This window comes from Arthrobacter sp. NPDC093125 (assembly GCF_044754225.1).
Classification (GTDB): domain Bacteria; phylum Actinomycetota; class Actinomycetes; order Actinomycetales; family Micrococcaceae; genus Arthrobacter.
Genome location: NZ_JBIVOQ010000002.1, coordinates 174,046 through 194,421, shown reverse-complemented (window position 1 = coordinate 194,421; position 20,376 = coordinate 174,046). Strand labels below are relative to the sequence as shown.

Sequence of the window (20,376 nt, the reverse complement as noted above, 5' to 3'; positions counted from 1 at the left end):
CCCGCGGACGGATCCGGCGCATGGATAGAGTTGGTGCTGACGGCCGGCGCCACGGACCGGCTGCAGCCCAGCCAAAGGAGACCGAGTGGATCCGCTCATGGACGTGCCCGCGCTGAACGCCCGGATGGAGTCCGGCCAGCGAACTGTGCTGCTGGACGTCCGCTGGGCGCTGGGCGACCCCGACGGCCGGCTGCACTACCTTGATGCGCATATTCCAGGCGCACTGTATGTTGACCTGCCCACTGAGCTGGCGGATCCGGCGGAACACGCCCGTGGCCGGCACCCCTTGCCGGCGCTGTCCAGGTTCCAGGCCGCCGCGCGTCGCTGGGGGATCTGTAATGGTGACACGGTGGTTGCCTACGACGACGCCGGAAACACATCGGCCGCCCGTGCCTGGTGGATGCTCCGTAACGCCGGCTTCGGCAACGTCTGCTTGCTCGACGGCGGCCTGGCCGCCTGGCGGCGGGCCGGGTTGCCGCTGCAGGGAGGCGCGGAGGAAGCGGCCCCCGGAGATGTGCTGCTCACGGGCAACGGCATGAGTACCATCACTGCGGCGCAGGCGGCGGTATGGGCAGAACATGGCGTGCTCCTCGACGCCCGCGCCGGCGAACGGTACCGGGGGGAGGTGGAACCGGTGGACCCCCGGGCCGGTCACATCCCCGGTGCCGTCAGCGCCCCCACCACAGAAAATCTCGACGGCGACGGGTGTTTTTTGCCCGCGCAGGAGCTGCGGCGCCGCTTCGCACGCCTGGGAGCAGATAGAGAAACCCCGACGGCGGTCTACTGCGGTTCAGGTGTCACAGCCGCCCACCAGATCGCGGCACTTGAAATAGCGGGAATCCCCGCGGCCCTTTTTCCCGGGTCCTTCTCAGAGTGGTCAAATGACCCGTCGCGGCCCGTCGTGACCGGCCCCGCACCGGATGGAGCCGAAGCCACGTAAGAGGCGTCCGGGTGGCACAGTTCCGGCTGCGGCAGGTAGCGTCGGAGTATGACTCCTGGACGACCCGTACCGCCGCCCCTTGCCCTCCGTATTCCGCCAGCCGACGACGCAGGGCAGGACTTGGCGCCGGAGCAGGCCGGACAGGAACTGCTCGCTGCCGCCCGCGGAGCCGTGTCCAGCACCAGCGGGCTGGTTCCGCTGACCGTTGCGCGTCGCGCGCCGAAGGCGGATGACGTGGAAATCGCCGTCGAATTTTGCGGCCTGTGCCACTCGGACGTGCACGCCACGCGTGGGGAATGGGGCACACAGAACTATCCGCTGGTCCCCGGACACGAAATCGTGGGCCGCGTCAGCCGTGTCGGTGCGGACGTGGATGACTTCGCCCCCGGTGACCTCGTGGGCGTCGGCTGCATCGTCGACTCCTGCCGGGAATGCGAGAGCTGCCTGGCCGGGTTCGAGCAGTACTGCGAGCAGGGCATGACAGGGACCTACGGCGCCAAGGACCGCAGGAACGGCGATGCCATTACCCAGGGCGGTTATGCATCGTCTGTTGTGGTGGACCGCCGCTACGTCCTGCACGTGCCCGAAACCCTCGATCCGGCTGCGGCGGCGCCGCTGCTGTGTGCGGGCATCACCACCTTTTCCCCGCTCCGCCACTTCGGCGTTGAAGAAGGGGATGTGGTTGGCGTGGTTGGGCTCGGCGGCCTGGGCCACATGGCCGTCAAGCTGGCCAAGGCGATGGGCGCGAAGGTCAAGGTCTTCACAACCTCGGAATCGAAGGTGTCAGCGGCACTGGAACTTGGCGCTGACGCCGTCGTACTCTCCCGCGACGAGGAGGCGATGGCCGCCGCGAACCGCAGCATCGACGTCATCATCGATACGGTGGCGGCGCCCCACGACCTCAACCCGTACTTCCGGACCCTGCGCCGTGACGGGGCGCTGTTCCAGTTGGGCCTGCCCTCCGAGGCCATGCCGCCCGTCAACCCCGGGTCATTGATCCGACGGCGGATCTCCTACGCCGGTTCCCTGATCGGCGGCATCGCGGAAACCCAGGAGATGCTCGATTTCTGCGCCGAGCACGGGGTGGTCTCCGACATCGAACTGGTCGGGGCCGAGCAGCTCGACGAGGCCTATGACCGGATGGTCGCGGGCGACGTGAAGTACCGTTTTGTCCTGGATACCACCACACTGCAGGCACCGTCGGAAAGGGCTGACGCATGAGCACGCTGTTCACCAAGATTCTCAACGGCGAGATACCCGGCCGGTTTGTCTGGCGGGAACCCGACGTCTCGGCGTTCCTGACCATGGGACCGCTGGCCGACGGGCACACGCTCGTCGTTCCCACCGAGGAAGTGGACCGCTGGACGGACGCCTCGCCGGAGACGCTGGCCAAGGTCATGGAGGTGGCCCGCCGCATCGGGGCAGTGCAGGTGGACACGTTCGGAGCTGCGCGCGCGGGCCTCATCGTGGCCGGCTACGAAATCAACCACATGCACGTGCACGTGTGGCCGTCCAACAGCATGGCGGAGTTCGATTTTTCCACCGCTGACCACAACCCGGATCCGGCCAGACTCGATGCGAACGCGGAAAAGCTCCGCGCCGGGCTCCGCGATGCAGGCTACGGTGAGTTCGTGCCGGAGGCATAATCGGCACAAACGGAAACCAGGTAGCAGCACAGGGCGTTCCCAGGCTTGGGAACGCCCTGTGCTGCTACCCAGTTGGGCAAGCTAGGCCGCCAGGGCCTTGTTCAGGGCGGTCCGGATCCGCTTCTCCGAGACGGAGTACGCGGTTCCGAGTTCGACGGCGAACAGGCTCACCCGGAGCTCTTCGATCATCCAGCGCACCTGGGTGAGTTCAGCACCGGCACGGCGTCCCGGCAGGAGAGCTGACACGGCGTCGTCGTACTCATCCTCCAGCCGCTGCACTGCTGCCATGCTGAGGGCGTCCCGCTGCACGTTGCCCGGCAGTTTCTCGAGGCGCTTCTCGATGGCTGCAAGGTACCGCGGCAGTTGGCTGAGCTGCGCGTAGCCCGTTTTGGCGACGAAGCCGGGGAACACCAGCTGCTCCAGCTGGCTCCGAATGTCGTTCAGGGCGCTGATGAGCGCAAGGCTCGTGGTGCCCTTCAGCTGTTTCTGGATCCGCCTGGTGCTGGCCAGGATCCGCTCCACCACGGCCGTCACGCTGAATACGGTGTCAATCAGTTCTGCGCGCACCTGCTCGTAAAGGGCGTCGAAGGATGCGCGGTCGCACGGCAGTTCCGCGGGAGTGAGCTTGTCGATCGCTGCAAGGGCGCAGTCGGCGATCAATGCAGAGACTGATCCGTGCGGGTTCTGGCTGAACGTCAGTTTCTCGGTGTTGTTGAGGTGCTCCAGGACGTAGCGGTCCGGGGACGGCACCCTGAGCGCCAGCAGGCGGATGACGCCGCCGCGCATGGCCTCCTGCTGCTCCGACGCCGTCTGGAAGACCCGCAGCGCAACGGACTTTCCTTCGTCAACGAGGCCCGGATAGCCGGTAACGGTGTGGCCCTTGACCGTAACGCTGACTTGGCGCTGGACGGTGTCAAAAGACCATTCGGTCAGGCCCGACTGTTCTGTGAACCCGTGGGATGCCGGGCTCCCGTTCTCAGGAACCGCTTTGGGGCCTGCACCCTTTTTGGCAGCGCGGGGCGCCGCAGTGGCCGGCGTCGCGCCCAGCGATTCCGCGATTGCCCTTCGGGTGGCAGGGGCAAGTCTTTCCTGGAGCGCCTCGAGGTCCTTGCCCTCATCCAGCACTTTGCCCCTGCTGTCCACCACTTTGAAGCTCATGCGCAGGTGCTGCGGAACAGCTTCCCAGTTCCAGGAGCCCGGCGGAATGATGTGCCCGCGCAGACGCCGCAGCACCAGTTCCAGGGACGACTCAAGATCGTCCTCGGCCGGGTCGAAGTCGGACTCCAGCGCTGCCACGGCCTGCCGGGCGACGTCCGGTGCGGGAACGAAGTTTTTCCGGATCTGTTTGGGCAGCGACTTGATCAGCGCAGTGACAAGTTCCACCCGCTGGCCTGGAATCAGCCAGCGGAAAGGGGCGTCCTCAAGCTGGTTCAGGAACAGGACCGGAACCTCGGCGGTGACGCCGTCGGACGGGTTTGGCGGCGAGCCGGGCGCCACCGGATGGAATTCGTAGGTCAGCGGCAGCTCGAAACCCTTGTGCAGCCAGGTCTTGGGATACGCGGACTCGTCGAGCGACTCCGCGTCCTCGCTCAGGAGCAGCGACTGGTCAAAGTCGAGCAGCGCTGGCTCCTGCTGCCGGGCTTCCTTCCACCATTTGTCGAAGTGCCGCTCGGAGACAACGTCCTTGCCCACACGGGCGTCGTAAAACTCAAAAAGGGTTTCATCGTCCACCAGCAGGCCGCGGCGGCGCACCCTCGCTTCGAGCTCCTCGACTTCCTCGAGCAGGGCCCGGTTGCGGTGGAAGAACTTGTGGTGCGTCTTCCATTCGCCCTCCACCAGCGCATGCCGGATGAACATTTCGCGGGCGAGGACCGGATCAACCTTGCCGTAGTTGATCCGGCGCTGGGCGATGACCGGCACGCCGTAGAGAGTGACCTTTTCGTAGGCCATCACTGCGCCCATTTTGCTGGACCAGTGCGGCTCGCTGTAGCTGCGCTTGATCAGGTGCGGCGCCACCTGTTCGGCCCAGGTCGGCTCGAACCTGGCGGCCACCCGCGCCCACAGCCGGCTGGTTTCCACGAGTTCGGCGGCCATGACGAACGTGGGGGACTTCTTGAACAGCGCCGACCCGGGGAAGATGGCAAAGCGGGTCCCGCGGGCTCCGGCGTATTCCCGCTTCCGCTCGTCCAGGATGCCGATGTGGCTCAGCAGCCCGGAGAGCAGGCTGATGTGCACGCCTTCATGGTTCCCCACGGGGTCGGCCTGCCGCTTGTTGTCCAGGCTGATACCCAGCGGCCGGGCCAGCTGCCGGAGCTGGGCGAAAAGGTCCTGCCATTCACGGACACGCAGGTAGTTGATGAATTCATTCCTGCAAAGGCGGCGGAACTGGGTGGAGGAGAGCTCCTGCTGCTTTTCGTGGATGTAGTTCCACAGGTTCAGATATCCGGTGAAGTCTGAATTCTCGTCGCGGAACCGGGCGTGCTTTTCCGCGGCCAGCTGCTGCTTGTCTGTTGGGCGTTCGCGAGGGTCCTGAATGGTGAGCGCCGCCGCCAGGATCATGACTTCACGGACACAGCCCCGCCTGCCGGCTTCCACGATCATGCGGCCGAGGCGCGGATCCACGGGCAGCTGGGCAAGCTTCTGTCCGACGGCGGTCAGCCCGCCGCCGTTGAGGCCGCCGCCTTTGCCGGCGGCCTCGGCAGCCCGCGGAGTGCCCAAGGCGCCCAGCTCCCTGAGGAGGGTCACGCCGTCGTTGATGGCCCGGGAGTCCGGCGGCTCCACGAACGGAAAGGTCTCGATGTCCTTGGGGCCGCGGGCCACGCCCATGGCCGTCATCTGCAGGATGACCGCCGCAAGATTGGTGCGCAGAATCTCCGGATCCGTGTACAGCGGCCGGGACTCGAAGTCCTCTTCCGAGTAGAGGCGGATGGCGATGCCGTCTGAAACACGGCCGCAGCGTCCCGAGCGCTGGTTGGCTGAGGCCTGGGACACCCGCTCGATGGGAAGCCGTTGGACTTTCGTGCGGTGTGAATAGCGCGAGATGCGTGCGGTTCCGGTATCGATGACGTACTTGATGCCCGGCACGGTCAGGGAGGTCTCGGCCACGTTGGTTGCCAGCACGATCCGTCGTTTGCCGCCCGGGTTGAAGACGCGGTGCTGTTCTTGCAGGCTGAGCCGTGCGAAGAGCGGCAGGACCTCGGTGCCGGCCAGCCGCCGGTTGGACTGGATCCGGGCGTTCAGGGCGTCCGCGGCGTCGCGGATTTCCCGCTCGCCGGAGAAGAAGATGAGGATGTCACCGGGCGCTTCGAGGGCGAGTTCGTCGACGGCGTCGCACACCGCGTCCAGAGGATCCCGGTCCTCCTCGAGTTCGTCGTCGGAGGCGTTGTCTTCGTCATCACCGGCAGACGCGGCGCCGCCCGCCGGCTGGGACAGCGGCCGGTAACGGATTTCCACCGGAAAGGTCCGCCCTGACACCTCAACGATCGGAGCCGGCTCGCCCTCCGCACCAAAGTGCTTCGCGAAGCGCTCCGGATCGATGGTGGCGGAGGTGATGATCACCTTCAGGTCCGGCCGCTGCGGCAGGATGCGTTTGAGGTACCCGAGGATGAAGTCGATGTTGAGGCTGCGCTCGTGGGCCTCGTCAATGATGATCGCGTTGTACCTGCGGAGCAGCTTGTCGCGCTGGATCTCTGCCAGCAGAATGCCGTCGGTCATAAGCTTGACCTTGGTGGACTTGCTCACTTCCCCGGTGAAGCGGACCTGGAAGCCGACTTCCTGGCCGATCTCCACGCCAAGCTCGGAGGCAATGCGCTCGGCCACCGTCCGGGCTGCCAAACGGCGCGGCTGCGTGTGGCCGATCAGGCCGTTGTCGCCGAGCCCCAGTTCCAGGCACATCTTAGGGATCTGCGTGGTTTTTCCGGAGCCGGTCTCGCCGGCAATGATGGTCACCTGGTTGGCCGCGATGGCGGCCATCAGGTCCTCGCGGCGCTCGGCTACCGGCAGCTCGGCGGGGTAGGAGATATGAAAAGTCATGGCTGGGACCAGTCTACTGTGGCCCGGGACTGCTCCCTGTAGCAGCGCCTGTGCCTGGCGTCTACGTTCCGGGGTAGATGGCTGCATCGCCCTCGGCTGATCCCCGCCACAGCGAAGGACCCGGCTCAGGCGAGCCGGGTTCTTTTGTTCGCGGTTGGGCTGTTGTTGAGGTCAGGCGGGTGGGTGGCCAGCGGGTAGCTGAGAAAGGGTGGGGGACAAGAGGAACAGCCGCCCATCCTAGAGAGCGCGCGTGGTGTGGTTCCTGCTGGGCAGGTCCAGTGCGGACCAGTCCCGGATCGAATATTCCGGCGGTGTGTGTCCGCGTCCGTCCCGTGCAACGGCAGTGAACGTGGCGGCCACGGAGATGAGGATCAGGACAACGAGGGCGATTCCGAAGATTTCCATAGCTCCATGGTTCTCCTGGGGAGGTAAGGAAAAAAGTGGCAGAAACGACTATAAAGAACAATTTTCTGCCATACTGGATTCATGCTCAAGTCAGTGGCAGTCATAGCCGTTCCCAACTTCTCAATCTTTGAGTTCAGTACCGCGTTTGAAGTGTTCGGCATCGACAGGTCCGACCGCGGCACCGGGGTACCCGAGTTCGATTTCAGAGTGTGCGCGCCGGTGCCGGGGGACATCCCCCTGAAGTCGGGCCTGAGCATGAAGATAAGCCTCGGGCTGGACGCGGCTGCCGATGCGGACCTGGTGATCATGGCGCCGTACGGCCGGGAGGATGACGTCCCGGAGGAAGTCCTTGACGTCCTTCGGGTGGCACACGGGCGAGGCGCCTGGGTCATGTCCATCTGCTCCGGCGCTTTTGCACTGGCCCGGGCCGGGCTCCTGGACGGGCGCCGCTGCACCACCCACTGGCATTACTCCGGCGAGTTGGCAGCGAAGTACCCCAAGGTTTTGGTCGATGAAAATGTCCTGTACGTCCAGGACGGCCGGATCATTTCCAGCGCCGGAACGGCGGCAGGCATAGACGCCTGTCTGCACCTGGTCCGCGTAGAGCTTGGCGCTGCGGTGGCAGCCGCCATAGCCCGGGACATGGTGGTGCCTCCGCACCGCGACGGCGGCCAGGCGCAGTTCATCGACCGGCCCATGCCCGCGTGCGGCTCACAGCCCATGGAGGACCTGCTGGAGTGGATGGTCCAGAATCTGGACGAGGAGCACTCTGTCCAGGAACTCGCCGCCAGAGTGCACATGTCCCCGAGGACCTTCGCCCGTCGCTTCCGCGCCGAGACGGGCGCCACGCCGGCGGCATGGCTCAATTCCCAACGGGTGCTGCGGGCCCAGGAGCTGCTGGAGTCGACTGATTTGAATATCGACGAAGTGGCACGGCAGTCGGGCTTCGGCCACCCGGTGCTGCTGCGCCATCACTTCGCGAAGGTACTGGATACCAGCCCGCAGTCGTACCGCAGGGCTTTCCGCGGTCAGCTCTCACCGGTCAGCTAGGGACCGCACGCTGACTCTCTAGGCGGCGGTGCATCGTACCCAGTCGGGGAATGGATCCACAGGCAATGGCTCCTCAGACAGTGGATCCTCAGGTAGTGGCTCTGATGGCAAGGGATGCACGGACACTGGAATTAGTGGCGGTTACGGGTCAAGGCACTCGAAGGTGGCCGGCCAGTCCGGTTCCTCGCTGTCCAGCCACTCTTTGCTGTCTGGTTCCTTGAGGCTGTCTGGTTCCTCGATGCTATCTGGTTCCTCGAGGCTGGCTGGCTCTAGATTCTCTGGCCAGTGGGGCGGTTCCCAGTCCTGTTGTTCACTGGGGTAGGACCGTCCCGTGGGTGAGATCCAGCCGGGCGGGCTGTCATGGTTCGCGGCGACCGGCCTCCAGGGACTGCGGTGTTTGAGGCGGTGGTGGCGGGGGCATGCCTGGCCGAGGTTGCTGATTCCGGTGGTCCCGCCGTCGGACCAGGCCAGGAGGTGGTCTGCTTCGTTGTCGAGGGACGGGTTGTTGCAGGCGGGGAACGTGCAGCGCGCGTCGCGGAGCCGCAGCCATTGGTGCATCGGGGTGGTCAGGCGGTAGCTGGTGCGGCCGATCTCCAGCGGCGCGCCGTCGCGCGGATCGACCAGCACGCGCAGGAAGGAGGTCGCCCCCTCTGCGACGAGCTTTCGTGCCATCGATGCCGGGATCGGGCCGTACCCGTCCAGGGTGGCCGGTTCCTCCCCGGCACCGATCAGCGAGAACACCGGGACGGTGACCAGCACCTGCGCCTTAGGGGACGGGATCCCGTCGACAACACCGCCCAGCAGCCAGCCTTCGGTGACGTCCGCGCGCAGCTGCGTCAACGTCCTTAACTCGCCTGGACCCTGCAGGGCGCGGGCGGCGTCGGTAATCCGGTTCCAGAAGGCGGCGGCGGTGTCGGCGGGCAGGTACGCCGATAACCAGGCCATCCCGTCCCGGTCCGGGGTGTACTCCACCCGGCGGTCCGCGGCGCTTCTGCGGTGCCGGGTTTCGATGCTGACCGGGTGGTGCCGTTCCCGCCAGGCGCGTACCTTGGCGCGGAACCTGCCCGGCACCAGGTCCCCGGCCGGGCAGCCGCGGGCGGCACCGGGCGCGTCCGGATCCAGGAAGTGGGCTTCCAGGGCCGCCGCGGCGGCCGGTTCCAGGTTGGCTGTTTCATCGCACAGGATCCGTGCGTGCGGCCAGGAAAGAGTCCCGGATCCCAGCGCGGCCAGCGCCAGCGGCCGCCCGGTGGTCAGGGTGCGGGCGTCGGACAGCAGCGCCCCCGCGGTGCGTTCACTCACCGTCAGCACACCGGCGACCTCGGCGGTCACCGCCATCTCCCGGGCGGTGCGCTCCTGCGCAGAACGAGCCTGCCCTGCCAGGGCCTCGGCAGCGGCGGCGTACGCGGCGATGAGCTGAACCTTCAACGCGGCCAGCCGGGCTTCCATCCCGGCCACCCCGGTCAGACCGTCCAGATACGCGTCCGCCTGATCCCGCAAAGGATCCTGGTCCGAAAGAGCGTCAGCACCGCTCAGGGGATCAGCATCCCGCGGAGCCGCATCGTCTCCGTCGCTGGCCCCGTCGTCGGCGCTGCCAACAAAACCAGCGGGGCGGAGAACAACAGCCAACGCCGCGACGGAGGACTCAATGCCCTTCAACGTCTCCGCAACCGCGCTGTCATCCATACCCACAGCATGCCAGTGACCACCGACAAAAAATGGCCGCCAGGGGAACACCTCCACGTTCAATCACGTGTAGGTGCTCATCCCGCGACCAATCAGGCTTCTACTGCTACGCGGCCATCACTCAACGGAGCAGTAAGGGTTCAAGCCCTAACTAGGACTGCCGGAGCCGGCCCCGTTGTGGGACTCTTCCTCTGCGGCGGCCCGGGTCCTGTCCACGAGGACGCGCCACGGACCGGTCACTGCTCTTTCAGGCAGGGTGGCACGGTGCTGGCCCGCCCGTATGGAATACATGAACCGGTCCGGCTGTCCGTCCGCCACGCGCCGGGAGTCAGAGACGGCGTCCCACGGGCAGGCTTCGACGATGGGCCTCCAGCGGCTCTTGTCGCTGTCTGTGGTGGCTTGAACTGTCCAGGTGCGCGTCAGCGCAGCGAACCCGCCGCTGCGCTCAACTGTGATTTTCATGGCAGGGTCCTGGTGGTCCTTGGGCTGCCGGACGCGCGGAGGATGCGGGCCGGCGGAAGGTCAGAGCTTTACTTTCACAGTTTCCCACGCCTGGCGCACGGCGTCATGCTCTGCGGAGTCCGCCCCGAACAGTTCCTTCGCGGAGGCTGCCGTGGCCCTGGCGAAGACGCTGAAGGTGGCAGTCGGCGGCAGGGAACCTCCGGTCAGCGTCTCGTACCAAATCTGGCCCGGTGCCTCCCATGCGTTGCCGCCGATCGATTGGGCGACCAGGCAGAAGGCCCGGTTGGGAATGCCGGAATTAATGTGGACGCCGCCGTTATCCGCACTTGTACGGACGTAGGAGTCCATTGAGTCCGGCTGCGGGTCCTTGCCCAGCACGTCGTCGTCGTACGCAGTTCCGGGCGCCTTCATCGAGCGGAGCGCCGAGCCTTCAACCTGGGGTGTGAAGAGGCCTTCACCGATGAGCCAGCTGGCCTCGGCCGTCGACTGCTTGCGGTGGTACTGCTCCACCAGGGCACCGAAGACGTCCGAGAACGACTCGTTGATGGCCCCGGCCTGGTTACGCTAGGCGAGGCCGGCCGAAAATTGCGTCACACCGTGGGCCAGCTCGTGGCCGATCACGCTGAGGGAACGGGTGAACCGTTCAAAAATCTCGCCGTCGCCGTCACCGAACACCATCTGATGGCCGTCCCAGAAAGCGTTGTCATACAGCCTGCCGAAGTGGACGGTGGCATTGAGCGGCATTCCCTGTCCGTCAATGGAGTTCCGGCCAAAAACGTCGGCGTACAGGCTGTGGGTGTGGCCCAGGCCGTCGTAAGCCTCGTCGGCAGCGGGGTCACCGACCGGGGCCTCGCCTTCCTTCCGGACGAGCACGCCGGGAAGGGATTCACCGCCCTTGGCGTCGAACACGGACCTGTTCGCAGGTGCAGGCTGCAGTTGCCGCAAACCCCGCGGCACCTCGGGAGCGGGAGCCGTCCTCGCCGCCTGCACGGTCTTTACATGCAGCAGTGCCTCTTTCGCGGCCCTGCGGACAGCGGAGAACCGGGGCGCATCCTGTGCGGCCAGTCGCTTGAGCATGTATGGGGGGATGATGGAACAGATCATGGAAATCAGCCTACGAGCGCCCACCGACATTCTCCCTCAGGCGCACGGCGGCACTGTTCAGAGGGGCACTGTTCAGAAGGCACAGGCGCTGTCCGGAGCAAGCAGAAAACCCCGCCGTTTCGCTGAAACGACGGGGTTCTTCTGTGCCCTCGATAGGATTCGAACCTACGGCCTTCTGCTCCGGAGGCAGACGCTCTATCCCCTGAGCTACGAGGGCATCCAAGGATCCTGCCGTTACCGGCTGGACGTCCTAGAGCTTAGCAGGAAGGTGGGCCCTAATGGAAAATCGGCGCCCGCAGCCTGCACGGTTTCAGCAGCGGCTCCGTGCCCAGCCCGGCACCCTGCTCAGTACCCCGCGAATGAGTCCACTTGAATCCGCCGTGCTCCCGCCTGCCGCACGGCACGCTTGAGCGATCCCACGCTGCCAGGGGAGCCTGAGATGAACACCCTGCGTCCGGCAATGTCCGGGACCAGGAGCTTCAGGGTGTGGCCGTCCAGCCGGGCGCCCGGTTCAAGGTGGGCTCCGGCATCCTCCATGAACTCCGGCGGGGTGGATCCGTCTGCCAGCCGCGCGATGATCCGCGCGCCGGAGTTTTCCAGCTCGTCCGCGTACGCGAGCTCCGCGGCGTTCCTGGCCAGATAGAGCAGGGCCGTATCCCGCTGGTCCGCCAACCCGCTGGAAAGGTGCGCGAGGTAGGGCGTAATGCCGATGCCTGCAGCGATGAGCAACACCGGCTCATTCGATCCTTTGGGCAGGACGAAGTCGCCGGCCACCGTGGTTGCCGTGAGTTCCTCTCCGGGCTTGAGGGCCAGGAGCTGGCGTTTGGCGGCGGAAACGGGACCGGCAATGCCGACGCCGATCTTTACGTGCTCCGCATCCGGGGAATTGGTCAGGCTGAACACCCGGCGCCTGCCCTTGCCGTCGGATTTCTCGTGCGGGAGATCCAGCTCCACGTATTGGCCAGGCTCATGCCGAAGAGGGCGGCGCGGCCGGAAGACGAATTCCGTGGCCGTGGGCGTCAGCCTGCGCGAATGGCTGAAGAGAAGCCGCACGCTGCCGCGCTGGCCGGCCAGGAAAGCCAGCAGGTTGCCGGCCAGCAGGGCCAGCTCCGGCGAGTTCGCCACCAAGCCGAAGTTGAAGGGCGTTGCAAAGAGAATTCCGACGACGGCGGCCAGCACCAGCTGCTGCCAGCGCCGCGGGGGCAGCGTCAACGGTTCGGTGAGCATGAACCCGGCGAAGAAGAGCACGGGGCTCTGTGCCAGCGGCTGCCACACCGCTGGGGCCAGGTCCACTCCCGGTTCGAGCAGGGTGGTGCCGGCGGCAATGGACGTGGCCACCACGGTGAACACCGAGGCCATGAGCATTTTCCTGGTCCGGTACAACACGCCCAGCACTCCGGGTACCAGCAGCAACAGCATGGCGGGGGTACCGGCCCACCACGTGGCGATGTTCAGTCCGGTCAGGCCAACGATAAAGGCTCCCGCAGCCGCGGGGTTGAAGACGTGGCGTCCCCGCCAGGCCAGGATGTATTTGGACGCCGATGCAAGGACACAGGCCAGAACCACGCCGGCGAGATCGGCGGGCGCGAAAGAAGGCCCGAGCTCGGTGGGCCAGAACAGGAAGTAGAGCAGGAGGCCGGTGATCAGTGACGACTCGGAATGCGGCCTGACCCGAAACACTGCCGCGACTGCCCTGTTGGAAGCGTAAGTCAGCCCCAGGCAGAGCGCGAGGTGGGCTGCCAGGTTGCCGATGCCGAACGTCAGCCACCCCAGGACATCGAGCACGAGACTGTAGGCGGCCAGCACGGCGAGGACCAGGAACACCAGCCGGTACATGGTGAACCGTCCGAGGAAGGCATCCAGCGCGGTGGCGGGCGGGGTCCGCGGTCTTGTGGTGGTGGAACTCATGTAAACAGCGCCCCTTCGAATTCCGCGGAGTATTCCGCACTGCCGTTGGAAAGAACCTTAAGCCACGAGAACCGGAAGCGGGACTCCAGCTCCGCGGCGGGGACGACGAACAGCGCGGTGGCGAGGGCATCCGCCTCCAGGGCCGTCTTTGCCTTCGCCCACGTCGCAACCACTGTGGTTACCGGCCTGCCGGTAGTCCCGTCCAGGACGTGGTGCAGTCCGTCACCCCAAGCCCGCCGGTTCGAAGCTGAGGCACACAGTGCACCCGCTCCCAGGGGGATGGTTCCGATCGCACGCCTGGAGTCATAGGGGTGTTCCAGTGCCACCGTCACAGGCGACTGTCCGCCGTTCAGGAGGTCGCCGCTGGCGTCGATGAAGAAGTCGGTGACGCCCTGGCCGCGCAGCACGCCAGCCAGCAGGTCCACGAGCTGGCCCTTCCCTGCAGCGCCGACGTCGAGCACCACGGGCGCCGTGGTGGTGACCGAGGTTCCCCGCCATTCCAGGACATCGTCCCAGGCGGGCGGCGCTGCCGCGGCGCCGCGCGGCAGCAGCGAGTAGCCCGCGTCGTAGCCCAGCTGTTCCAGGCTTTCGCCGATCAGCGGCGTCATGGCCCCGCCGCTGAGGGTGTACAGCTCGCGGTAGAGGTCTGCGAGGGCCTCGGATTCGGCGGGCAGCTCGTGCTGCCCCGCGCGCGCCGACATCTGGCTGACCAGGGAATCACGGCGGAACCGCGACCACGTTGCGTCGTACCGCTCCACCTCGGCCAGCACGCTGTGGCGCTGCGCGGAATCCAGCGGCGCGCGCGTGGAGATTTCCCACGCCGTGCCTATCCCGTCAAAGCGGAAGTCATGCCAGCCCGGGTGCGGCATGGGCTCTCCTTTGGCAGCATCGTTGGTTGCGGTCCGCCGGCGAGTCCATGCCGCGCCTGCCTACGCTGCCTGGGTCTTGATGTCTTCAACAGCCTGGTTGAAGCCGCCGCTGGTCAGGGACGAACCGGCAACCTTGGAAACCTTGATTTCGTCGAGGCTCTTGCCGACGATCTGTTCCGCAATCCCGCCGGCGAACTGCCCCTGGAACTTCTTCGTGTTCGGGTTGGACGGATGCGGGGTGACCTCCACGGCTGAGACGGTGCCATTGGCAAGCGTGAGCTGCACGCCCACAGTTTCCGTGCCGTTAGGGGACTTGTAATTGCCTTCCGCGGTGTAGGTACCGTCCTTGTAGCCGGCGCCGGACGATGCGAGCGCAGATGAACCGGGTGCTGCGGTCTCCGAGGCAGTGGAAGGGGCTTCCTGGGCTGCGGGCTGCTGGGCCGAAGGCGCGCAGCCGGCCACGGTACCGGCGAGGGACAGGCCGGCGATCCCGGCGAATACAGTTTTGCGGATTGAGGGCTGCACGGTGTCTCGTTTCGTTAGTACGGGCACTTACCGGGGATGACGACGTCAGCAACAGGTTAAAGGTTCAAACTGTGAATGTCCCTAGTTTTAGCTGTGACGGCGGGGCGGCCACTGGGGGGTCCGCGGGCCCCCCAGATTCCGCCACAGGGCAGGGGCCCCGGTAGGCTAGGAATGTGACTCCCGAAGAACTTTCCCTCGCCATATCCGCCTGCCTGAAAGATGCCGTTGCCGCGGGCGAAATCGCCCTGTCCGAGGAGGCCGTCCCCGAGGCCGTCCTGGTTGAGCGTCCCAAGAGCCGGGAGCACGGTGACTGGGCAACGAATATCGCCCTGCAGCTGGCCAAGAAGGCCGGCACCAACCCCCGCGAATTCGCCACCGTGCTCAGCGCGCGGCTGAAGGAGATCCACGGTGTGGCGGACGTCGAGATCGCGGGCCCGGGCTTCCTGAACATCACGGTGGACGCGGCCGCGGCCGGCGCACTCGCGAAAGCCATCGTGGAAGCGGGTCCGGAATACGGCACCAACTCGGCGCTCGCCGGCCACAAGGTCAACATGGAATTCGTGTCGGCCAATCCCACGGGGCCGCTCCACATCGGCCACACGCGCTGGGCTGCACTGGGAGATGCGATCGCGCGCGTGCTGCGGGCCTCCGGCGCGGACGTCACCGCGGAGTACTACATCAATGACGCCGGCTCGCAGATGAACGTGTTTGCCCATTCCGTGCTGGCCCGCCTGCATGGACGCGACGTGCCCGAAGGCGGCTACCCGGGCGAGTACATCCGCGACCTCGGCCACGACGTGCTGACCCAGCACCCGGACATCCGCGAGCTCACCGATGTGGCGGCGCTTCCCGTCATCCGGGCAGCGGCATACGAGGCGCAGATGAAGGACATTAAGGACACCCTCGCGGACTTCGGCGTTTCCTTCGACGTGTTCTTCTCCGAACAGGAACTGCACGACGCCGGTGCCATCGAGAGTGCCGTCGCCCGCCTGCGCGAACAGGGGCACGTGTTCGACGACGGCGGCGCCGTCTGGCTCCGGACCACCGACTTTGGCGACGACAAGGACCGCGTGATGATCCGCGCGAACGGCGAGCCCACGTACTTCGCCGCCGACGCTGCCTACTACCTGTCCAAGAAGGACCGCGGCTACACGGAAAAGATTTACCTGCTGGGCGCCGACCACCACGGTTACATCAACCGGCTCAAGGCCATAGCAGCCGCCGCCGGCGATGATCCCGAGGTCAACATCGAGGTGCTGATCGGCCAGCTCGTCTCGGTCAACGGTGCCAAGCTGTCCAAGCGTGCCGGCAACATCATTGAGCTCAAGGACCTGATCTCCTGGCTCGGCAAGGACGCCGTGCGGTACTCCCTGGCGCGGTTCCCCGCGGATTCCCCGCTCACGCTGGACCCCGAGCTGCTCAAGAAGCACAGCAACGAAAACCCGGTGTTCTACGTGCAGTACGCCCATGCCCGGTCCCGGGGCGCGGCGCGCAATGCCGTGGCGGCCGGTGTGGACCGCAGCGCCTTCGACGCCTCGCTGCTGCACCACGCAACCGAGAATGAGCTGCTGTCCCACCTGGGCAGCTACCCCTCCATCGTGGCCAAGGCTGCGGAGCTGCGGGAACCCCACCGGGTGGCCCGCCACCTCGAGGTCATTGCCGGGGCCTACCACCGCTGGTATGACGCTTGCCGCATCGCCCCGCTGGGCGAGGAAGCGGTCACCGACCTCAACCGCACCCGCCTGTGGCTGAACGACGCCACAAGCCAGGTGCTCGCCAACGGACTGGACCTGCTCGGCGTATCGGCGCCGGAACGGATGTGACCCAATGACCGCAGATGCACCCATGACCGCAAATGCTTCCCCGCTCGCGCCGGAATGGCTCGCCGTACCCGAGGACGTGAACGCGCTCCATAGTTCCCTGTGGGCCGGGGGCGTTGATCGGAACTCCGACGGCCAGCTGGCCCTGGACGGCATTTCCGTCAGCGAGCTGAAGGAACAGTTCGGCACGCCCTTGTTCGTGATGAGCGAGACCGATTTCCGGGCCCGTGCGCGCTCCTTCAAGGATGCCTTCGATGAGGCTTTTGCCGACATCTGCGGGGGAGTGGACGTCTACTATGCCGGCAAGTCCTTCCTCTGCACGGCTGTGGCCAGCTGGGTGGCCGAAGAGGGCCTGCGTTTGGACACCTGCTCCGGCGGTGAACTTGCGGTGGCTGCCCGGGCGGGCATCGACGGCGGCGACCTCAGCCTGCACGGCAACAACAAATCCGACGCCGAGATCAGCCGCGCGCTCGACATGAAGCTCGGCCGGATCGTGGTGGACAGCCTGGACGAGCTGGAGCGTGTGGCCAAAATCGCATCTGCTCGCGGCGAAGTGGCCAAGGTGATGCTGCGCCTGACGCCGGGCGTGCATGCCCATACGCACGAATTTATCGCTACGGCCCATGAAGACCAGAAGTTCGGACTCTCCATGGCCGGAGACTCCACGGACCAGGCCGGACTTTCGGCTGCCGAGGAAGCTGTTGCCGCCGCCACGAGCTATGCCAGCATCGAACTGCTTGGCCTGCACTGCCACATCGGCTCACAGATCTTCGAACCCGACGGCTTCGCCCTCGCCGCTGTGAAGCTTCTGGGCTTCCTGGCCGAGATGCAGACGAAATACTCGATCCGCCTTCCCGAACTCGACCTCGGCGGCGGGTACGGCATCGCGTACACGCTGGTGGACACCCCCCGCCCGCCGGCCGAGATCGCGCAGGCAATGGCCGCCGTCGTGCGTTCAAAGTGTGCCGAACTCGGCATTTCCGCGCCACGGATCTCTATCGAACCGGGGCGGGCGATTGTCGGCAGCAGCACGTTCACGCTCTACGAGGTGGGCACGCGGAAGACTGTCCGCGTGGACGCTCCGTCCGCCGGCGGCGCTGAAACAGGGGAAGAAGCAGAAACGGGCGGCGAAAACGTTACGCATTCCCGGCGCTATGTGTCGGTGGACGGCGGCATGAGCGACAACGCCCGTCCGGTGCTCTACGACGCGGATTATTCCGCCATTCTCGCCTCTCGAATCTCCGAAGCCGCGCCGCAGCTGTCCCGCGTAGTGGGCAAACATTGCGAGAGCGGCGACATAGTTGTTAGAGATGTATATCTGCCCGAGGACGTGGCAGCCGGTGATCTGCTCGCTGTACCGGGTACCGGCGCCTACTGCTGGGCCCTGTCAAGCAACTACAACTATCTGGCCCGGCCGGGCGTTGTCGCGGTGCGCGACGGATCTCCCCGGCTGATTGTCCGCGGGGAAACTGAAGAAGATTTGCTGAACCGCGACATGGGAGTCTGAATGACAGAATTGCGAACCCTGAAAGTAGCCCTGCTGGGCTGTGGCAACGTCGGGGCCCAGGTAGCGCGGATTCTCATGGACGACGCTGACACCCTGGCTCCGCGCACCGGTGCCCACCTGCAGCTCACGGGCATCGCCGTGCGCAACCTTGACGCCGAGCGTGAGGTGGACCTGCCGCGCGAACTGTTCACCACGGATGCCGAAACACTGGTCAAGGACGCCGACCTCGTCATCGAACTGATGGGCGGACTCGAGCCGGCCCGTTCGCTGATCCTCGCAGCCATCCAGAGCGGCGCGAGCGTCGTCACAGGCAACAAGGCACTGCTCGCCGCCGACGGCCCCACCCTCTACGAAGAGGCGGACAAGGCCGGCGTCGAACTGTCCTACGAAGCCGCCGTAGCGGGAGCCATTCCGATCTTGCGCCCCATCCGCGACAGCCTGTCCGGTGACCGCATCACCCGGGTGCTGGGAATCGTCAACGGCACCACCAACTTCATCCTTGACCAGATGGACAGCACCGGCGCCCAGTTCGCTGACGCCCTTGCCGAGGCCCAGCGGCTCGGCTACGCCGAGGCGGACCCCACCGCCGACGTCGAAGGGCTCGACGCCGCGGCCAAGGCTGCCATCCTCGCCTCGCTGTCCTTCCACACGCGGTTCGACCTGGCGAACGTCTACTGCGAGGGCATCACCGGTGTCACCGCTGCTGACATCGCCGCAGCCAAAGAGGCCGGCTTCGTCATCAAGCTGCTCGCCATCGCTGAACAGCTGACGGATGCCGACGGCGGCGACGGCGTGTCCGTCCGCGTGCACCCCACGCTCCTTCCGCGGGAACACCCGCTGGCTGCTGTCCGCGGCGCCTTCAACGCTGTCTTCGTCGAGGCCGAGAACGCCGGCGAACTGATGTTCTACGGCCAGGGCGCCGGCGGAACCCCCACCGCCTCCGCCGTGCTGGGTGACCTCGTCTCGGCCGCCCGCCGCATTGTCCTGGGCGGACCCGGACGCATCGAGTCCACCACCGGCCACGTCCCGGCGCTCCCGATCTCCGCTGCGACCACCAGCTACTACATCGGCCTGGACGTCGCGGACCAGCCCGGCGTCCTGGCGAAGATCGCCCAGCTGTTCGCCGAGCACGGCGTCTCCATTGAAATCATGCGCCAGACCATCCACCGCGATGCCGACTCCAACGTGGAATCGGCTGAACTGCGGATCGTCACGCACCGCGCAAGCGAAGCTGCACTGGCAGCGACCGTCGAAGCCGTCAAGGGCCTCGACGTGATCAATTCCGTTACATCCGTACTGCGGGTAGAAGGAGCTTAAGTGGCTCACCAATGGCGCGGGGTCATCCGCGAATACGCTGACCGTTTGCCCGTCACCGAAAAGACCAAGGTCATCACCCTCGGTGAGGGCGGCACGCCGCTGGTTCACGCGCAGAAGCTGTCGGAGCTCACCGGCTCCGAGGTATACCTCAAGGTCGAAGGCATGAACCCCACGGGATCCTTCAAGGACCGGGGCATGACCATGGCCATGACGGCAGCCGTGGAATCCGGGGCCAGGGCCGTGGTCTGCGCCTCCACCGGCAACACTTCCGCATCGGCTGCCGCCTACGCCACTGCCGCCGGCCTCAAATGCGCAGTGCTGGTGCCGGAAGGCAAGATCTCCATGGGCAAGCTCAGCCAGGCGATCGCCCACGGCGCCACGCTGCTGCAGGTGGACGGCAACTTCGACAACTGCCTGGACATCGCCCGCAAGCTCGGCGAGTCCTACCCGGTCTTCCTCGTGAACTCCGTCAACCCTGCCCGCATCCAGGGGCAGAAGACCGGCGCGTTCGAGATCGTCGACGCCCTGGGCGATGCGCCGGACATCCACGTGCTGCCGGTCGGCAACGCAGGCAACATCACCGCCTACTGGAAGGGCTACAAGGAGTATTCCGCGCCGTTCGAGTCCGCAACGGGCGGGACACTGCCTGCAGTTTCCACCCGGACCCCCAGGATGTGGGGCTTCCAGGCCGCGGGAGCCGCGCCCTTCGTGGCCGGCCACCCCATCACGGAGCCGGACACCATCGCCACCGCCATCCGCATCGGCAACCCCGCATCGTGGGACGGTGCCATCGCCGCCCGCGACGAGTCCGGCGGCTTCATCGATTCCGTGACGGACGACGAGATCCTGGCAGCCCACCGCTGGCTTTCCTCGAAGGAAGGCGTCTTCGTGGAGCCCGGCTCCGCGGCCGGCGTCGCGGGCCTGCTCAAGAAGCACGCTGCCGGTGAAGTGCCCTCGGGCAAGACCATCGTCATCACGGTCACCGGCCACGGCCTGAAGGATCCCCAGTGGGCCCTGCGGACCGAGGACGGCAGCGACGTTCAGCCCGTCAAGGTCTCCAACGACGTCGTCACGGTAGCCGCCGAGCTGGGACTGGAAGACAAATAAC

The 20,376-nt window shown here is 66.2% G+C and carries 15 protein-coding genes, 1 tRNA gene and 1 pseudogene; 8 read left to right on the top strand and 9 right to left on the bottom strand.

Annotation, left to right across the window (positions count from 1 at the left end):
* The first annotated feature begins 85 nt into the window (after positions 1–85).
* The 3 genes from ACIP9X_RS05380 to ACIP9X_RS05370 are packed head-to-tail and all read left to right on the top strand — an operon-like array spanning position 86 to position 2,586.
* Positions 86–940 (top strand): sulfurtransferase, encoded by an 855-nt coding sequence (locus ACIP9X_RS05380; RefSeq protein ID WP_400478700.1) that lies wholly within the window; start codon positions 86–88, stop codon positions 938–940.
* Positions 941–988: 48 nt separating this feature from the next.
* The gene (locus ACIP9X_RS05375; RefSeq protein ID WP_400478699.1) at positions 989–2,161 is read left to right on the top strand and encodes an NAD(P)-dependent alcohol dehydrogenase; all 1,173 of its coding nucleotides are present in this window, start codon (positions 989–991) and stop codon (positions 2,159–2,161) included.
* The gene (locus ACIP9X_RS05370) at positions 2,158–2,586 is read left to right on the top strand and encodes an HIT family protein (RefSeq protein ID WP_400478698.1); all 429 of its coding nucleotides are present in this window, start codon (positions 2,158–2,160) and stop codon (positions 2,584–2,586) included. The genes ACIP9X_RS05375 and ACIP9X_RS05370 overlap by 4 nt, the downstream gene beginning before the upstream one ends.
* An 81-nt stretch (positions 2,587–2,667) precedes the next feature.
* Here ACIP9X_RS05370 and hrpA read toward each other — a convergent pair whose 3' ends face one another.
* Both hrpA and ACIP9X_RS05360 read right to left on the bottom strand, forming a co-directional pair.
* Positions 2,668–6,618, bottom strand: coding sequence for an ATP-dependent RNA helicase HrpA (hrpA, locus tag ACIP9X_RS05365; protein WP_400478697.1), 3,951 nt, complete (start codon positions 6,616–6,618; stop codon positions 2,668–2,670).
* A 237-nt stretch (positions 6,619–6,855) separates the two neighbouring features.
* On the bottom strand, positions 6,856–7,023 hold the full coding sequence (locus ACIP9X_RS05360; protein WP_400478696.1) for a hypothetical protein: 168 nt from the start codon (positions 7,021–7,023) through the stop codon (positions 6,856–6,858).
* Between the two features lie 81 nt (positions 7,024–7,104).
* Here ACIP9X_RS05360 and ACIP9X_RS05355 point away from each other — a divergent pair, with 81 nt between their 5' ends.
* Positions 7,105–8,073 carry a GlxA family transcriptional regulator gene (locus ACIP9X_RS05355; protein ID WP_400478695.1) on the top strand — a complete coding sequence of 323 codons (969 nt, stop codon included), beginning with the start codon at positions 7,105–7,107 and terminating at the stop codon, positions 8,071–8,073.
* Between the two features lie 141 nt (positions 8,074–8,214).
* On the opposite strand, the gene ACIP9X_RS05350 is transcribed toward ACIP9X_RS05355, so the two are convergent.
* From ACIP9X_RS05350 to ACIP9X_RS05320, 7 genes and pseudogenes are all read right to left on the bottom strand, one after another.
* Positions 8,215–9,756, bottom strand: coding sequence for a DUF222 domain-containing protein (locus ACIP9X_RS05350; RefSeq protein WP_400478694.1), 1,542 nt, complete (start codon positions 9,754–9,756; stop codon positions 8,215–8,217).
* A 147-nt stretch (positions 9,757–9,903) separates the two neighbouring features.
* Complete coding sequence (locus ACIP9X_RS05345) at positions 9,904–10,218, bottom strand: protealysin inhibitor emfourin (protein ID WP_400478693.1); 315 nt, start codon at positions 10,216–10,218, stop codon at positions 9,904–9,906.
* Positions 10,219–10,278: 60 nt separating this feature from the next.
* Positions 10,279–11,322 (bottom strand): annotated as a pseudogene (locus tag ACIP9X_RS05340) (M4 family metallopeptidase).
* Between the two features lie 144 nt (positions 11,323–11,466).
* A tRNA-Arg gene (locus ACIP9X_RS05335) sits at positions 11,467–11,539 on the bottom strand.
* A gap of 128 nt (positions 11,540–11,667) precedes the next feature.
* Positions 11,668–13,230, bottom strand: coding sequence for an FAD-dependent oxidoreductase (locus ACIP9X_RS05330; RefSeq protein WP_400478692.1), 1,563 nt, complete (start codon positions 13,228–13,230; stop codon positions 11,668–11,670).
* On the bottom strand, positions 13,227–14,099 hold the full coding sequence (locus tag ACIP9X_RS05325; RefSeq protein WP_400478691.1) for an FAD:protein FMN transferase: 873 nt from the start codon (positions 14,097–14,099) through the stop codon (positions 13,227–13,229). The genes ACIP9X_RS05330 and ACIP9X_RS05325 overlap by 4 nt, the downstream gene beginning before the upstream one ends.
* A 60-nt stretch (positions 14,100–14,159) precedes the next feature.
* A complete protein-coding gene (locus ACIP9X_RS05320; protein ID WP_400478690.1) occupies positions 14,160–14,624 on the bottom strand; it encodes a hypothetical protein in 465 nt (154 codons plus the stop codon).
* A 173-nt stretch (positions 14,625–14,797) separates the two neighbouring features.
* On the opposite strand from ACIP9X_RS05320, the gene argS reads away from it, so the two are divergent.
* From argS to thrC, 4 genes are read left to right on the top strand one after another with little or no spacing between them, the layout of a single operon-like run.
* Positions 14,798–16,447: an arginine--tRNA ligase gene (gene argS, locus ACIP9X_RS05315; RefSeq protein WP_400478689.1), complete on the top strand. Its 1,650-nt coding sequence runs from the start codon at positions 14,798–14,800 to the stop codon at positions 16,445–16,447.
* Positions 16,448–16,451: 4 nt separating this feature from the next.
* A complete protein-coding gene (locus ACIP9X_RS05310; protein WP_400478688.1) occupies positions 16,452–17,951 on the top strand; it encodes a diaminopimelate decarboxylase family protein in 1,500 nt (499 codons plus the stop codon).
* Positions 17,952–19,268 carry a homoserine dehydrogenase gene (locus ACIP9X_RS05305; protein ID WP_400478687.1) on the top strand — a complete coding sequence of 439 codons (1,317 nt, stop codon included), beginning with the start codon at positions 17,952–17,954 and terminating at the stop codon, positions 19,266–19,268. It abuts the gene before it with no gap.
* Positions 19,269–20,375: a threonine synthase gene (gene thrC / locus ACIP9X_RS05300; RefSeq protein WP_400478686.1), complete on the top strand. Its 1,107-nt coding sequence runs from the start codon at positions 19,269–19,271 to the stop codon at positions 20,373–20,375. It abuts the gene before it with no gap.
* The last annotated feature ends 1 nt before the right edge of the window (position 20,376 follow it).

Excerpts from the sequence above, each read along its gene's own strand:
- ACIP9X_RS05370 (WP_400478698.1), top strand. The coding sequence starts at position 2,158 with ATGAGCACGCTGTTCACCAAGATTCTCAACGGCGAGATACCCGGCCGG.
- ACIP9X_RS05305 (WP_400478687.1), top strand. The coding sequence starts at position 17,952 with ATGACAGAATTGCGAACCCTGAAAGTAGCCCTGCTGGGCTGTGGCAAC.
- ACIP9X_RS05330 (WP_400478692.1), bottom strand. The coding sequence starts at position 13,230 with ATGAGTTCCACCACCACAAGACCGCGGACCCCGCCCGCCACCGCGCTG.
- ACIP9X_RS05350 (WP_400478694.1), bottom strand. The coding sequence starts at position 9,756 with ATGGATGACAGCGCGGTTGCGGAGACGTTGAAGGGCATTGAGTCCTCC.
- ACIP9X_RS05345 (WP_400478693.1), bottom strand. The coding sequence starts at position 10,218 with ATGAAAATCACAGTTGAGCGCAGCGGCGGGTTCGCTGCGCTGACGCGC.
- ACIP9X_RS05360 (WP_400478696.1), bottom strand. The coding sequence starts at position 7,023 with ATGGAAATCTTCGGAATCGCCCTCGTTGTCCTGATCCTCATCTCCGTG.
- ACIP9X_RS05325 (WP_400478691.1), bottom strand. The coding sequence starts at position 14,099 with ATGCCGCACCCGGGCTGGCATGACTTCCGCTTTGACGGGATAGGCACG.
- ACIP9X_RS05375 (WP_400478699.1), top strand. The coding sequence starts at position 989 with ATGACTCCTGGACGACCCGTACCGCCGCCCCTTGCCCTCCGTATTCCG.
- ACIP9X_RS05310 (WP_400478688.1), top strand. The coding sequence starts at position 16,452 with ATGACCGCAGATGCACCCATGACCGCAAATGCTTCCCCGCTCGCGCCG.
- hrpA (WP_400478697.1), bottom strand. The coding sequence starts at position 6,618 with ATGACTTTTCATATCTCCTACCCCGCCGAGCTGCCGGTAGCCGAGCGC.
- ACIP9X_RS05355 (WP_400478695.1), top strand. The coding sequence starts at position 7,105 with ATGCTCAAGTCAGTGGCAGTCATAGCCGTTCCCAACTTCTCAATCTTT.